The organism is Mycobacterium colombiense, assembly GCF_001672755.1.
GTDB classification, from domain to species: Bacteria; Actinomycetota; Actinomycetes; order Mycobacteriales; family Mycobacteriaceae; genus Mycobacterium; species Mycobacterium colombiense_C.
On sequence record NZ_LZKI01000038.1, the window covers coordinates 1 to 14,056 of the forward strand.

The following is a 14,056-nucleotide window of genomic DNA, read 5'->3' on the forward strand; positions in this document are numbered from 1 at the left end:
CGGACGAGCAGGAACGCATCCTTGACCCCGAGGTTGGGGTAGTACCCGATGCCGCTGATCACGAAGATGTTCCCGGTGCGGTCGTGGGCGTTGAAGTAGGAGCGGTCGTAGAAGTTGCGGTCCGATGACCCCGGCCACGCGATCGGCTGGGGAATCTGATGTACCGGGAACTCGTCGAGTGGTCCGAGCATTACTGGTCCTCTCCGATAAGACGCTTCATCAATCCGGCGTGGTAGAACAGCGATTCGACATCGTCGGGCTTTTCGGTTTCGCCGAAGTGCACCCGACGGGCGCCGGTGCGCATGAACACACACGCCCACATCACGCCCGAGTACACGTAAAACCAGTGCAGGTCGCCGATTTCGACGCCGGCCAGCCGCGCGTAGGTGGCCCGCACGTCCTCCTCGCGCATCACCCCGGGCAGCCCCGGCAGGGTTGCCAGGCCCGCGAGTTCTTGAAAGACCATGTGCGCGAATATCATCCACGCCACATCGAGTTCGCGAGGTCCTAGCGTGACCATCTCCCAGTCCAGCACCGCCACCGGACGGAAGTCGTTGTACAGCACGTTGCCCACCCGCGCATCGCCCCATAACAGCACCGGCTCGGCGGCGGCCGCCTCGGCCGGCCAGTTGGCTTCCAGCCAGTCGAAGGTCCGCTCCAGCAACGGTGATCGCCCGATGTCGGGTACCGCGAAGTCATACCAGGACCGCACCCAGTTGAAGTGCCTGCGCAGCGCGGTATCCCCGGTCTGGCCCTCGCTGAGGAAGCCAAAGGTATTCTGCGCGTTCGGAATCGAGTGCAGCGTGGCCAGCACGCCGACGGTGGCGTCCTGCAGTTCGCGCTGCCGGTCGGCGGGCGCGTCGGCGAACCAGTTGCCGCCGAACGTGTACGGCATGACGTCGGGCGGCACCTCACCGGCGACGTAGTCCATCACAAAGAACGGTGTGCCCAGGACGTCGCCGGTGTTCTCCAGCCAGCGCACCCGGGGCACGGGCACGTCGGTCAGCTCGCCGACTTTCCGGATGACGTCGAATTGGTGGTCGAGCCGGTAGGTCGGGAAGACCTGCACGTCCTCGGCGGCGGGCGCGACCCGGGTCACGAGCTTCTGCTCGATCGGCTCGCCATCCTGCTGCCAGCGCGCGGTCAGGATGATGGTCTCCGACGACATGCCCGTCGAGTCCACGCCGCTCTCCACGGTCACCTCGGGTTTTGCGGCGTCCGGCAGTACGGTGGAGAGCCAGCGCGACATCACCATCGGCAACGTCGTGACGTCACGGCTGGAGCGCTGGAGCCGGTCGACGTTGTCGACCGCGGGTTCTGTTGCCATAAGGTGCCTCCTTCGTTGAGGCAATTACGATACGGTAGGTAGCGTTATGAAAGCAGACCCGTCCGGCCTTGACAAGGCCTCCGGCGCCGGCCGCCCGCGCGATCCGCGTATCGACTCGGCGATCCTATCGGCGACTGCGGAACTGCTTGTCCAAACGGGCTATTCCAACATCAGTTTGGCGGCGGTCGCCGAGCGCGCCGGCACCACGAAATCCGCGTTGTACCGGCGGTGGTCCAGCAAGGCCGAACTCGTGCACGAGGCGGCCTTCCCGACCGCACCGACCGCGCTGGAGTCGCCGGCCGGGGACATCGCCGCCGACATGCGGATGATGATCGAGGCCACCCGCGATGTGTTCACCACTCCGGTGGTGCGCGCCGCGCTGCCCGGTCTGGTCGCCGACATGACGGCCGACCCCGCGCTCAATGCGCGGGTGATGGCACGGTTCGTGGACCTGTTCACCGCGGTGCGGGTCCGGCTGCGCGAGGCGGTTGACCGGGGCGAAGCCCATCCCGATGTGGATCCGGACCGATTGATCGAGCTGATTGGGGGAGCGACGATGCTGCGGATGCTGCTGCGCCCGGAGGAAGAGCTCGACGACGCGTGGGTGGAGCAGACCACGGCGATCGTGGTCCACGGGGTGCGGCGATGACGGGGCGGCTTGCGGGCCGGGCCGCGATCGTCACCGGCGCGAGCCGCGGCCTGGGCCGCGCGATCGCGCTGGCCCTGGCGGCCGAGGGTGCCGCGGTGGCGGTTGCCGGGCGTACCGAGGAAGTATGGGACGACCGGTTGCCGGGAACCATCGGCGAGACGGTCTCCGACATCGAGGCGGCGGGCGGGCGTGCCGTCGCGGTCCGCGCCGATCTGACCGACCGCGACCAGATCGCCCGGCTGGTAAATTCGGCGCGAGAGGCATTGGGCCCCATCGGGATTCTGATCAACAATGCCGCCTTCACCGCTCCGGGGCGGCCGCCGGCGCCCGGTGCGCAACCGGGCGACAAGGCTGCCAAGGGTGCCGCCACGGCGGCGGGAGCCGGTAAGCCGGCGGGTGCCGGCGCCAAAACGGGTGCCGCCAAGCAAGCGGGTGCCGCCAAACCCGGCTGGCCGGGGTTCGTCAGCACGCCGCTGCACGCGTATCGCCGGCATTTCGATATCGCGGTGTTCGCGGCGTACGAACTGATGCAGATGGTGTGCCCCGACATGATCGAGTCCGGTGGCGGCTCGATCATCAACATCACCTCGGTCGCGTCGCGACTGCCGGGCGATGGCCCGTACGCCGAGCGCAGCGGCGGGGTGCTGCCCGGCTACGGCGGATCCAAGGCCGCGCTCGAGCACCTCACCCAGTGCGCGGCCTACGATCTCACCGACCACAACATCGCGGTCAATGCCCTGTCGCCGTCCAAAGCCATTCTCACGCCCGGGCTCTCGTACTATGCCCGCAACTTCGATGAGACCGCATCGGCGGACGAATTCGCCCGCGCCGCAGTCGAATTGGTCCTGGCCGACCCGGCCAAGGTCACCGGGCGCACCATCGGTCACCTTCAGGTTCTCGACGGCAGCTTCCGGCCCTTCGCGGTGGACTAGACCGGCGCGGTCGCCGTCACCGCGTTGATGATCACGGCGTGCACCCTGTGCCATTGCAGGGACCGAAATCCCGCCTGCGTCAGCAGACGCTCCGCGCGGCCCGGGGTGCGGGCTTTGCTGTGCCGGCTACCGGCCAGCGTCGGCACCAGCCACCGCGACAGCTGATCGACCAGCACCAGCCGCCCGCCGGGTCGCAGCACTCGAGCGCACTCGATCAGGCCCGCTTGCTGATCGGACCAGTGGTCGAAAGACGTTGTGCTCACGATCAGGTCGAAGGTGTGGTCGGGGTAGCCGAGCTGCTCCGCGACCCCGTGCGTGAAGGCCAACCGGTCGTCGCGCGCGAACGACCGCGCGACCTCGACCATCTGCGGTGCGGCGTCGATCCCGGCCAGCCGCTCCGCTTCCGGGTAGCTGTCGGCCAGCACGTGCAGCAAATAACCGGTGCCACAACCTACATCGAGGATGGCGTCGGCGGACGGCACCATCCGCACGGCCAGTTCGGCGGTACGGTCGGAGATCGTGTGATGCAGCCGGCCACGCCAGCCGGCGTCATAGCCGGTCGCGCGGTCGTTGAATGCGCCGACGTCGCGATAGGGCGGCACCCGCTGAGTGTCCCACGCCCGCGGGTGTTCGACGAGTCCCAGATATTCGGTTGTGGTGACGTGATCGGGGTAAGCAAGGGCCGACGATTGGCGCCGCAACTCCGGCGAGGTCATTCGCCATGAGGCGGGTCGGGATCGCCGCACCGCGGGCACGCACCCCGCCTCGTCCGGCGGATCGGCGATCTCATCGAAGATGCGATATATCAGGCCCCGATTGACGCGGTCCTGCACTTGCAGACGTTCGGCGAGGTCAATCCGAAAGGCGTTGCCGACCACGTCCGACGGGGTCTGGCACAGCACCTCATCATGGGCCGCATCGATCGCGTCGAGAGCGGAGCAGATTCGCTCCCGCGCCCGTTCGGTGTCCATCAAAGTGCTCACCCAGTCCAGGCTATGGAACATATGTTCGAGCTCAACCAGGCATGGGAAATGTGTGGATGAACTGCCGACTGTGCATAAGCAGGAACGCCGGTCCTGGCACTGGTGCCGCCTGACGTGCAAGTATGAGAAAAGTCAGTGCCGCGACGGCGGCAGGCAACCAATCGAGTGGTGTGCCAATGCCTGGTATGGACAAGCCGACAGGGCGAGTCGTAGCCCTGATCGTTCTGCTGCTCGTCGTCGCCGCCGCCCTGCGCGGCTACCTCCCCGCCCGCCAGGATGCGATGCGCAGCGAGTCGGGCGGGCGGGCGGCGCTGACGTTCGTGGTAGCGATTCTCGCGGTGACCCTCGGGTTAATCGCTGTCGCCGTGGTCGCGCGGTTGCGGGACCCTCGCGCTCCCGCGCCGACCGCGGGTGCATTGTCCGAGATGCTGGGCACCGGTAAGGGACGACCGAGCTGGCGCGTGTTGTTGATCGGCGTCGCCGTGCTCGCGGCCTGGCTGCTGATCGTGATGCTGTTGGCCCGGTTTTCAGGCCACGGTGTCGCTCCCGCCCCGGCACCGCCCGACAGTGGCGCGGCCGCGTCGACGCACCCGCCCGCACAGCCGCCGTCACAGCAGCATCCGCACCGTGCTCGCGACGGCTCCCAGAACCTGCTGGGGGTCCTGCTCGCCTGCACGGTCGCCATGTTGGTAATGTTCGTCGCCGGGACAGTCGCGTCGGCGCGGCGGCGCTGGCGTCCGGCGGCCCCCATCAACGCCGACGAGCCGGCGGAATTCCCGGCGCCCGCACCGCGTTCGGAGTCGCTGGCGCGAGCCGCCGAACGTGGACTGGCCGAGATGACAGACCTGAGCCGCGAACCGCGGGAGGCGATCATCGCCTGCTATGCCGCGATGGAACGCGAACTCGCACAGGTTCCCGGCGCGGTTCCCCAGGAGTTCGACACTCCGACCGAGGTGTTGGCCCGTGCGGTCGAACACCATGCGCTGCATGCGGATAACGCCGTCCAATTGGTGAACCTGTTCGCCGAGGCGCGGTTCAGCCCCCACGTGATGAACGAGGGCCACCGCGACGTCGCGGTGGGCGTGCTTCGACTGGTCCTCGACGAGCTGGGCTCCCGGAGCGCCGCATGAAAAAGATTATTTCCCTGGGCGTTTTCCTCATCGTCGGCATAGAACTGCTGGCACTGACGCAGCACGATCGGCGATGGGTGTTGGCGGCCGCCGGTGTCGGGCTGGCCGTGGTGTTGCTCAGCCTTCGTCGAGCCCTGGCGCGCGGCTTCGATGCCGACACGGAGCCGGGCACCGACGAACTCGGGGATTCGTTGCGCCGCTGGCTTTCCACCACCGAGACGACGATCCGGTGGTCGGAGGCGACCCGGGCCGACTGGGACCGTCATCTGCGCCCGATGCTCGCGCGTCGCTACGAGATGACAACTGGCCAAAGGCAATCCAAAGACCCCGCAGCCTTCCACGCGACCGGGCGCATGCTCTTCGGCGCGGAACTGTGGGAATGGGTCAATCCCAACAACGTCAAGCGCAGCGGTGACCGCGAACCCGGTCCGGGCCGGGCGGCGCTGGAAGAGATTCTGCTAAAGCTGGAGCAGGTATGACAGGAGGCGCGATCCGAACATGACGCTGCCGGCCGCAACCACGACCGCACACTGCGAAGCGATTCTCGACGAAATAGAACGCGTGGTGGTGGGAAAGCGCTCCGCACTGCGGCTGATCCTCACCACGGTTCTCGCGCGCGGCCACATCCTCATCGAAGACCTGCCCGGCCTGGGTAAGACGCTGATCGCGAGATCCTTCGCCGCCGCGCTGGGCCTGCAATTCACCCGGGTGCAGTTCACGCCCGATCTGCTGCCGGCGGACCTGCTCGGCTCGACGATCTACGACATGCAGTCCGGCCGCTTCGCGTTCCGGCCCGGCCCCATCTTCACCAACTTGCTGCTGGCCGACGAGATCAATCGCACACCGCCGAAAACCCAGGCAGCTCTGCTGGAGGCGATGGCCGAAGGCCAGGTCAGCATCGACGGCGAAACACACCAGCTGCCAAAGCCTTTCATCGTCTTAGCCACTGACAACCCGATCGAGTACGAGGGCACATATCCGCTGCCCGAGGCGCAACTAGATCGATTCGCGATCCGGCTGGAATTGCGGTATCTCAGCGAGCAGGACGAGACCTCGATGCTGCGCCGCCGACTCGAGCGCGGCTCGGCCGAACCGAAGGTCAACCAGGTGGTGGACGCGCACGACCTGCTGGCCATGCGCGAATCGGTCGAGCAGGTGACCGTGCACGAAGACGTTCTGCACTACGTGGTGTCGCTGGCCAACGCGACGCGACACCATCCCCAGGTTGCGGTGGGCGCCAGCCCGCGCGCCGAACTCGACCTCGTGCAACTAGCCCGCGCCCGCGCGTTGCTACTCGGCCGCGACTACGTCATTCCCGAGGATGTCAAGGCGCTCGCCATCGCGGCGGTCTCACACCGGATCACCCTGCGCCCCGAAATGTGGGTACGAAAGATCCAGGGCGCCGACGTGATCGGAGAGTTGTTGCACCGCCTGCCGGTGCCGCGGACCGGCGCCGGTGCCGGAGACACCGGATGAGCCCGACGTGACGTCCAGCATGGCGGCCGAGTTCCGCTGGCGTGCCTCGGGATTGACGCGGGCGATCGCCACCTGCGCTGGGTTCGCGATGGCCGCCGCCGTGATCGGCGCCCGGTGGCAGCTGATCGCCTTCGCCGCCCCACTGCTCGGTGTGCTGTGCTCGATCAGCTGGCAGCGGCCCATCCCGACGATTCATGTGCACGGCGAGCCCGACGCCCAGCGTTGCTTCGAAACCGACAAGGCACACGTCAGGGTATGGGTGACACAAGAAGGCGCATCGGCCGTCCAGGTCACCATTCCGGACATCGCGGGCATGGAGCTCGAGATCGCGGAATCCGATGGGGGCCAGGAGAAGACCGTCACGGCCACCGCGCGGCGCTGGGGCCGGTATTCCATCGGTGCTCGCATCGACGTCGTTGCCCGCGGTGGGTTGCTCACCGGAACGGCCACCGTCGGTGCCGCCGAGGTCATCGTGTTTCCCCTGACGCCCCCGCAGCCGACGCCCATCCCGCAGACCGAGCTGCTCGACCGGTTGGGTGCCCACCTGACCCGCCACATCGGGCCCGGTGTGGAATACGCCGACATCCGTCTCTACGTGCCCGGCGACCAACTGCGCGCGGTTAATTGGCCGGTGAGCGCGCGTCGCGGCCAACTGCATGTGACGCAGCGGCTGACCGACCGCGCCGCCGACGTCGTCGTCTTGATCGACGGGTATCGACAGCCGGCGGGTCCGGCGACCGAGGCCACCGAGCGGGTCGTGCGCGGGGCGGCGCAAGTGGTGCAAACGGCGTTGCGCCATGGCGACCGGGCCGGCATCGTCGCGCTCGGGGGCAACCACCCGCGCTGGCTGGGTGCCGACATCGGGCAGCGCCAGTTCTATCGGGTGCTCGACACCGTCCTGAACGCCGGCGACCGATTCGAGCGCACCACGGGCACGCTGGCGCCGCGCGCGGCGGTTCCGGCCGGCGCGATCGTCATCGCGTTCTCCACCCTGCTCGACACCGAATTCGCCTTGGCCCTCATCAATCTGCGCAAGCGCGGCCATGTCGTGCTGGCCGTCGACATCCTGGACAGTTCGCCGTTCCAAGACGAGCAGGATCCCCTGGTGGATCGGATGTGGGCGCTGCAGCGCTCCGCGATGTACCGCGACATGGCCACCATCGGCGTGGACATCGTGTCGTGGCGGGGCGACAGCGGTCTGGAGCAGTCGATGGGTGTGTTGCCGGATCGCCGCCGGCGGGTGCGGGGGAGGCTTCGTGGATAACGTCGGCACGGGGGCACTGGAGCGGGTGGGGGCACCCGCATTCGCGACGGGTTTCGGTCTGCTGATGGTGGGGCTGGCGGCCGACGGTTGGCAGGGCCCCGCGGTGGCTGCCTGGGTGGCGGCGCTGGTCGCGGTCGCGGTGGGCGTCGTATTCCGGCGCGCCGCAACGGTTGCCGTGCTGCTGGCGGCGGTCACCTCGATGCTGACCGACCCGCCGCTGATCTTCGTCGCGCTGTCCGGACTGTGCGCCGCCGCTTACCTGGTATGCCGCCACGCGGTCGGCGCGGCCGCCCCGGTGGTGCTGGACAGCTGGCCGACCGTCGTTGGCGCCGTGGGGTTTACGCTCGCCGGGTTGGCTGCGACGTCGTTTCCCCTGCAGTTGCCGTGGTTGCCGTTGGTGGCCCCGCTGGGGGCATTGGTGATCTACCTGCTGGCCATCCGCCCGTTCATGAGCTGACCGGCGGCGGCCGGACGCTGCGTCAGTGCAGCAGCTGGGCGGCCTGGTCGGCGAGGTCGAGCAGTGGCTGCGGGAAGATACCGAGCACGACGGTGACCGCGGCGCACACCGCGATGGCGGCCTTGCTCAAGATGCCCGGCGCCACCACGTGTGGGGTGTCCTCGGTCGCTTCGGTGAAGAACATCGACACGATCACCCGCACGTAGAAGTAGGCGGCGACCCCGCTGGCGACCACACCGACGATCACCAGCGGCACGGCGCCGCCCTGGGCGGCGGCCTTGAAGACGGCAAGCTTGCTGACGAAGCCACTGGTCAGGGGGATGCCGGCGAACGCCAACAAGAACATCGAAAACATCACGCCCACAATGGGTGAACGCTGACCCAGCCCCGCCCAATGCGAGAGCGTCGCGTCCTCGACCCCGTCGGCGTCGCGGATCAGGCCGACGATGGCGAACGCGCCGACGGTGCTGAAGCTGTAGGCCAGCAGATAGAACAGCGTGGCGGACAGGCCGGTGTGGCTGTCCGCGATGACGCCGGTGAGGATGAACCCGACGTGGGCGACCGACGAGTAGGCCAGCATGCGTTTGACGTCGGTCTGGTTCACCGCGGTGATGGTGCCGACCGCCATGGTCAGGATGGAGATGGTCCACAGCACCGGACGCCACTGGTCGTGCAGCGGCGGTAGCGCCACGTAGATAACCCGAAGCAGCGCACCGAAAGCCGCGACCTTTGTGGCCGCCGCCATGAACCCGGTGATGGGGGTGGGTGCGCCCTGGTACACGTCCGGAATCCACGAGTGGAACGGAACGGCGCCGACCTTGAACAGCAGGCCGACCGACAGCAGCGCGACGCCGACCAGCGCCATCGAGGTGTCGCCGCGCGCGGCAAGCGCATCACGGATACCTGTCAGCAGCAGCGTGCCGGTCGCGCCGTAGAGCAGCGCGACCCCGTAGAGGAAGAACGCCGACGAAAACGCGCCCAGCAGAAAGTACTTCATCGCCGCTTCCTGCGAGAGCAGGCGGCGGTGACGGGCCAGGCCGCACATCAGGTACAGCGGCAGCGACAACACTTCCAGCGCGACGAACATGGTCAACAGGTCGTTGGACGCGGGGAAGACCATCATGCCGCCGACCGAAAGCAGCGCCAGCGGGAACAGCTCCGTCTGGGCGGCCCCGGCCCGCTCGGCCTCGCGCTCGGCGTCGCTGTCGGGCACCGCCGATGCCTGCGGCGTAAAGGAGTCCAGGCCACCCGAGCCGGCCGTGCCGACTCCCACGGATACCTTGCTGTCCGCCTTGGCCTGCGTGCGTTCGGCGATGAAGATCACCGCCATCACCGCGACCAGCAGCACGGTGCCCTGCAGATACAGCGTCGGGCGGTCAATGGCCATGGCACCCAACACCGCGACGCGGCCCGAGCTTTGGATCGAGCGGCTCACGGCGATGACCGCGACGAACGCCGCGATCAATCCGCCAAGTGAGAGCGTCACCTGCGCGGTGTAGCGAATTCGCCTGGGCAGAAACGCCTCCGCGAGGACACACACCACGGCGACGCCGAAAACGATGAGCGTCGGGCACAGCAGGAAGTACTGGATGCTCGGGGTAGGGAGGGTCATCGCGGTCCTTCGGCGGTCCGGTGTAGGTCGGCCTGTCTGGGTGTTCCCGCCGGGACAGTCGGCTTGGGGTCATGCTGGCCGATGGTGGTCATCGTGTTCTCGACGGCGGGATTGATGATGTCGAGCACCGGCTTGGGATAGATGCCGAGCACCAGCAGCAGCGCGATCAGCGGTGCGACGACGATCAATTCGCGTGCACGCAGATCGCCGATCTTCTCATTGCCGCTGAGCACCGGCCCGGTCATCACGCGCTGGTACAGCCACAACATGTAGACCGCCGAGAGCACCAACGCGGTGACCCCGAACGCGGCGGCCAGCCAGTACCGGTTGAAAGTGCCCAGCAGGACCAGGAATTCGCTGATGAACGGCGCCAAGCCCGGCAGCGACAGGGTGGCCATGGCCGAGACCAGGAAGGTGCCGGCCAGTATGGGCGCCACCTTCTGCACACCGCCGTAATCGGCGATCGACCGGCTGCCGTGCCGCGATATCAGGAATCCGGCGATCAGGAACACCGCGGCCGTGGACAGGCCGTGGTTGAGCATGTACAGCGTCGACCCGCTCTGCCCCTGGCTGGTCATCACGAAGATGCCCAGGATGATGAACCCGAAGTGCGAGATCGAGGTGTAGGCGATCAGCCGCATGATGTCGGTCTGGCCGATGGCGACGATCGCGCCGTAAATCACCCCGATGACCGCCAGCACGACGATCAGCGGGCGGAAATACGTTGAGGCGCCGGGGAACAGCTGCAGGCAGTAGCGCAGCATGCCGAAGGTGCCGACCTTGTCCATCACCGCCATCATCAGCACCGCGGTCGCCGGGGTGGCCTCGACGGCGGCGTCGGGCAGCCAGCGGTGGAACGGCCATAGCGGGGCCTTGATCGCGAACGCGAACATGAAGCCCAAAAACAGCGCCTTGAACACCGCCGAGTCCGCGCCGTAGCGGCCCGAGGCGACGCCGGCCACGATCTCGCGGAAGTCGAAGGTGCCCGAACCGTGCTGCGAGGTCACCACATACAGCCCGATCACCGCGGCTAGCATGATCAGACCGCCGAACAGGTTGTACAACAAGAACTTCACGGCCGCGCGCGACCGGCCGGTCCCGCCGCCGAAACCCCCGATCAGGAAGTACATCGGGACGAGCATGGCCTCGAAGAAGACGTAGAACAGCAGCACGTCAAGGGCGACGACCGAGATCAGCACCATGGATTCGATGGCCAGCGTCAGGGCGATGTAGGCCTGGACCCCGCGGCTGCGCTCACCGCCGTCGTTCCAGCCGGCCACCTGCAGCACCGGGATCAGCACCGCGGTCAGCAGCACCAGTACCACCGCGATGCCGTCGACCCCCAGGGTGTAGCCGGCGCCGAACGCCGGGATCCACTGGTGGCTTTCGACGAATTGGTAAGGCGCGCCACCGGTCTTGAACCCGACGGTGACGACGACCGCCACCGCCAGGGTCAGGACGCCGAAGACCAGACCGGTCCACTTGGCGAGCTGGCGCAGCCCGGGTGGCATCAGGATGATCAGCACGGAGCCGGCCAGCGGTACCAGCCACAGCACGCTCAGCCATGGAACGCTATTCACCAGCGCCGCTCCTTTTCATCTCGCCGCGAATCACCACAGTCTCACTGCCAGGATCAGCGCGATCACCAGCACCGCGCCCGTCAGCATCGACAGCGCGTAGTTGCGGGCGAAGCCGGTTTGCAGTCCCCGCAGCCGATTTGACGTCGCACTCACCAGCCCCGCCAGCGCGTTCACCGAGCCGTCGACGCCCGCGTTGTCGATGTCGACGAGCGCGTGGGTCAGTTGTGCGCCCGGGCGCATGAAGACCTCTTCGTTGAAGGCGTCGCCGTAGAAGTCCTTGCGTACCGCCGTCGTGAGTGCCGACACGGACAGCGGAGCCACCCGGGGGATCGGCGCCTTCGCGTACAACCGGTAGGCCACCGCGATGCCGACGACCACGACACCCAGCGCCAGCGCGGAGCTGACCCAGACGGGGTACGCGTGGGTGACTTCCTCGTGCTTGCCGACGACCGGCTCGAGCCAGCTCTGCAGGGTGCCGCCCACCGCCAGCAGGCCACCGGAGAACACCGAGCCGACGGCGAGCAGAATCATCGGCCACGTCATCAGCGCGGGTGCCTCATGCGGGTGGGTCCCGGGACCCCAGCGCTTCTTGCCGAAGAAGGTCATCAGCATCACGCGGGTCATGTAGAACGCGGTGACGCCGGCGCCCAGCAGCGCGGCCCCACCCAGCAGGTAACCCCGGACGCCACCCGAGGCCAGCGCCGCCTCGATGATGGCGTCCTTGGAGAAGTAGCCCGCGAAGGGCGGCACGCCGATGATCGCGAGGTAACCCAGGCCGAAGGTGGCGAACGTAATGGGCAGCGCCGCACGCAAACCGCCGTAGCGGCGCATGTCCTGCTCTTCGTGCATCGCGTGAATCACCGCGCCGGAGCCGAGGAACAACCCGGCCTTGAAGAACCCGTGGGTGAGCAGATGCATGATCGCGAAGGCGTACCCGGCCGGCCCGAGGCCCGCCGCCAGCACCATGTAGCCGATCTGGCTCATCGTCGAAGCCGCCAGCGCCCGCTTGATGTCGTCCTTGGCGCAGCCGATGAACGCCCCGAGCAGCAGCGTGACCGCACCCACGATGACCACGGCCAGCCGGGCGTCGGGGGACAGGTTGTACAACGGATTCGATCGCACGATCAGATACACGCCGGCCGTCACCATGGTGGCTGCGTGGATCAGCGCGGACACCGGGGTGGGGCCCTCCATGGCGTCACCCAGCCACGCCTGCAGCGGGACTTGGGCGGACTTGGCGCAGGCGCCGAGCAGCAACAGCAATCCCATGGCGGTCAGCGCACCGTGACCGGCCGCGGGCGCGGCGGCGAACACCCCGGCGTACGACAGGGTGCCGAAAGTGCTGAACATCAGGAACATTCCCAGGGCCAGCCCGGCATCGCCGACCCGGTTCATCACGAACGCCTTCTTGGCCGCGGTGGCCGCCGTCGGCTTGTGATACCAGAACCCGATCAGCAGGTAGGACGCCAGGCCGACGCCCTCCCAGCCGACGTAGAGCACCACGTAGTTGTCGGCGACGACCAGCAGCAGCATCGACGCCAGGAACAGGTTGAGGTAGCCGAAAAACCTTCGGCGGTCCACGTCTTCGGCCATGTAGGCGACCGAATAGATGTGGATCAGCGACCCGACCCCGGAGATCAGCAGCACGAAACACACCGACAGCTGGTCGATCTGCAGCCCGAGGTCGACCTGGAGCTGGCCGACCGGGATCCAGCTGAACACCTTTTGGTGGATGACGCGGTCGTCGGCCGCGCGGCTGAGCAGCTCCGAGAGCAGGCTCAGGCCCACCCCGAACGCCGCGAGGGCGGTGGCGCAGCCCAGCCAATGCCCCCACCGGTCGGTGCGTCGCCCGCCGAACAGCAGGATTGCGGCGCCTGCCAATGGCAGCGCGACCAGCAGCCAGGTGTATTGAGTCATGTTGGCGTCTTCAGCCTTTGAGTAGGTTCGCGTCGTCGACGGACGCCGATTTGCGGGTACGGAAGATGGTCATGATGATGGCCAGTCCGATGACCACCTCGCAGGCGGCGACCACCATCGTGAAGAACGCGATCATCTGCCCGTCCAGGTGGCCGTGCATCCGCGCGAACGTGACGAACGCGAGGTTGACCGCGTTGAGCATCAGCTCGACGCACATGAACATCACGATGGCGTTGCGGCGCAACAACACACCGGAGGCCCCGATGGTGAACAGCAGCGCCGAAAGGTACAGGTAATTGGCCGGATTCACGACGTACCGCCTTGGGAGAGAGTCGGGCTCGGCTCGGGGGAAGGAGACGGCGTCTTCTTGCCGTCGGCGCCGCGGCTTTGCAGCATCGGCGAGACCGAGAGCTTCGAGTACGTGCCGTCCGGCAGCAACGCGGCCACGTCGACGGCGTTGTGGCGTGCGTACACACCGGGGCCGGGCATCGGGGTGGGATGCCCGCCCGACCGGAACCGTTCCTGCGAGAGCTCGCGCTGCGTCTTGCGGCGCTCGAAGCGCTCGCGGTGTGCCAGCACCATCGCGCCGACGGCCGCGGTGATCAGCAGCGCGCTGGTGAGCTCGAACGCCCACAGGTACCGCGAGAAGATCAGCGCCGCAAGCCCTTCCACGTTGCCATTGGCGTTGGCGGTGGTCAGTCCCGCGAAGCCGCCGGTGGTCACGTTGCC

13 protein-coding genes and 2 pseudogenes are annotated in these 14,056 nt (G+C 67.5%); 7 read left to right on the forward strand and 8 right to left on the reverse strand.

Going from position 1 to position 14,056, the window contains the following annotated elements; translation table 11 throughout:
* Both A5708_RS05295 and A5708_RS05300 read right to left on the reverse strand, forming a co-directional pair.
* Positions 1–191, reverse strand: a pseudogene (locus A5708_RS05295) (hypothetical protein); the annotation flags it as partial.
* Positions 191–1,327: a phosphotransferase family protein gene (locus tag A5708_RS05300; protein ID WP_065027621.1), complete on the reverse strand. Its 1,137-nt coding sequence runs from the start codon at positions 1,325–1,327 to the stop codon at positions 191–193. The gene A5708_RS05300 and the pseudogene A5708_RS05295, both read right to left, overlap by 1 nt.
* Positions 1,328–1,373: 46 nt before the next feature.
* On the opposite strand from A5708_RS05300, the gene A5708_RS05305 reads away from it, so the two are divergent.
* Positions 1,374–1,976, forward strand: coding sequence for a TetR/AcrR family transcriptional regulator (locus A5708_RS05305; RefSeq protein ID WP_007772914.1), 603 nt, complete (start codon positions 1,374–1,376; stop codon positions 1,974–1,976).
* On the forward strand, positions 1,973–2,908 hold the full coding sequence (locus A5708_RS05310; protein ID WP_065027622.1) for an SDR family NAD(P)-dependent oxidoreductase: 936 nt from the start codon (positions 1,973–1,975) through the stop codon (positions 2,906–2,908). The genes A5708_RS05305 and A5708_RS05310 overlap by 4 nt, the downstream gene beginning before the upstream one ends.
* Here A5708_RS05310 and A5708_RS05315 read toward each other — a convergent pair.
* On the reverse strand, positions 2,905–3,891 hold the full coding sequence (locus A5708_RS05315) for a class I SAM-dependent methyltransferase (RefSeq protein WP_155765902.1): 987 nt from the start codon (positions 3,889–3,891) through the stop codon (positions 2,905–2,907). The two genes, A5708_RS05310 and A5708_RS05315, sit on opposite strands and share 4 nt — an antisense overlap.
* Before the next feature lie 185 nt (positions 3,892–4,076).
* On the opposite strand from A5708_RS05315, the gene A5708_RS05320 reads away from it, so the two are divergent.
* The 5 genes from A5708_RS05320 to A5708_RS05340 are packed head-to-tail and all read left to right on the forward strand — an operon-like array spanning position 4,077 to position 8,218.
* Positions 4,077–5,021 carry a DUF4129 domain-containing protein gene (locus tag A5708_RS05320; RefSeq protein WP_065027624.1) on the forward strand — a complete coding sequence of 315 codons (945 nt, stop codon included), beginning with the start codon at positions 4,077–4,079 and terminating at the stop codon, positions 5,019–5,021.
* Positions 5,018–5,500 (forward strand): hypothetical protein, encoded by a 483-nt coding sequence (locus A5708_RS05325; protein ID WP_065027625.1) that lies wholly within the window; start codon positions 5,018–5,020, stop codon positions 5,498–5,500. Before A5708_RS05320 ends, A5708_RS05325 begins: the two co-directional genes overlap by 4 nt.
* Before the next feature lie 19 nt (positions 5,501–5,519).
* Positions 5,520–6,497, forward strand: a complete 978-nt coding sequence (locus A5708_RS05330) for an AAA family ATPase (protein ID WP_065027626.1) — start codon at positions 5,520–5,522, stop codon at positions 6,495–6,497.
* A 19-nt stretch (positions 6,498–6,516) separates the two neighbouring features.
* Positions 6,517–7,761 (forward strand): DUF58 domain-containing protein, encoded by a 1,245-nt coding sequence (locus tag A5708_RS05335; RefSeq protein WP_065027631.1) that lies wholly within the window; start codon positions 6,517–6,519, stop codon positions 7,759–7,761.
* Positions 7,754–8,218: a hypothetical protein gene (locus tag A5708_RS05340; RefSeq protein WP_196772536.1), complete on the forward strand. Its 465-nt coding sequence runs from the start codon at positions 7,754–7,756 to the stop codon at positions 8,216–8,218. Before A5708_RS05335 ends, A5708_RS05340 begins: the two co-directional genes overlap by 8 nt.
* Before the next feature lie 22 nt (positions 8,219–8,240).
* On the opposite strand, the gene nuoN is transcribed toward A5708_RS05340, so the two are convergent.
* The 5 genes and pseudogenes from nuoN to A5708_RS05365 all read right to left on the reverse strand — a co-directional run.
* Positions 8,241–9,830, reverse strand: a complete 1,590-nt coding sequence (gene nuoN / locus A5708_RS05345; RefSeq protein WP_065027628.1) for an NADH-quinone oxidoreductase subunit NuoN — start codon at positions 9,828–9,830, stop codon at positions 8,241–8,243.
* A complete protein-coding gene (locus A5708_RS05350) occupies positions 9,827–11,410 on the reverse strand; it encodes an NADH-quinone oxidoreductase subunit M (protein ID WP_065027629.1) in 1,584 nt (527 codons plus the stop codon). The genes nuoN and A5708_RS05350 overlap by 4 nt, the downstream gene beginning before the upstream one ends.
* A gap of 30 nt (positions 11,411–11,440) precedes the next feature.
* The gene (gene nuoL, locus A5708_RS05355; RefSeq protein ID WP_065027630.1) at positions 11,441–13,327 is read right to left on the reverse strand and encodes an NADH-quinone oxidoreductase subunit L; all 1,887 of its coding nucleotides are present in this window, start codon (positions 13,325–13,327) and stop codon (positions 11,441–11,443) included.
* Between the two features lie 10 nt (positions 13,328–13,337).
* Positions 13,338–13,637 (reverse strand): NADH-quinone oxidoreductase subunit NuoK, encoded by a 300-nt coding sequence (gene nuoK, locus A5708_RS05360; protein ID WP_007772892.1) that lies wholly within the window; start codon positions 13,635–13,637, stop codon positions 13,338–13,340.
* Positions 13,634–14,056 (reverse strand): annotated as a pseudogene (locus A5708_RS05365) (NADH-quinone oxidoreductase subunit J); the annotation flags it as partial. The pseudogene A5708_RS05365 and the gene nuoK, both read right to left, overlap by 4 nt.

Coding starts and splice junctions, on each gene's coding strand:
- A5708_RS05300 (WP_065027621.1), bottom strand. CDS start 1,327: ATGGCAACAGAACCCGCGGTCGACAACGTCGACCGGCTCCAGCGCTCC.
- A5708_RS05310 (WP_065027622.1), top strand. CDS start 1,973: ATGACGGGGCGGCTTGCGGGCCGGGCCGCGATCGTCACCGGCGCGAGC.
- A5708_RS05325 (WP_065027625.1), top strand. CDS start 5,018: ATGAAAAAGATTATTTCCCTGGGCGTTTTCCTCATCGTCGGCATAGAA.
- A5708_RS05305 (WP_007772914.1), top strand. CDS start 1,374: ATGAAAGCAGACCCGTCCGGCCTTGACAAGGCCTCCGGCGCCGGCCGC.
- A5708_RS05335 (WP_065027631.1), top strand. CDS start 6,517: ATGGCGGCCGAGTTCCGCTGGCGTGCCTCGGGATTGACGCGGGCGATC.
- A5708_RS05320 (WP_065027624.1), top strand. CDS start 4,077: ATGGACAAGCCGACAGGGCGAGTCGTAGCCCTGATCGTTCTGCTGCTC.
- A5708_RS05330 (WP_065027626.1), top strand. CDS start 5,520: ATGACGCTGCCGGCCGCAACCACGACCGCACACTGCGAAGCGATTCTC.
- nuoL (WP_065027630.1), bottom strand. CDS start 13,327: ATGACTCAATACACCTGGCTGCTGGTCGCGCTGCCATTGGCAGGCGCC.
- nuoN (WP_065027628.1), bottom strand. CDS start 9,830: ATGACCCTCCCTACCCCGAGCATCCAGTACTTCCTGCTGTGCCCGACG.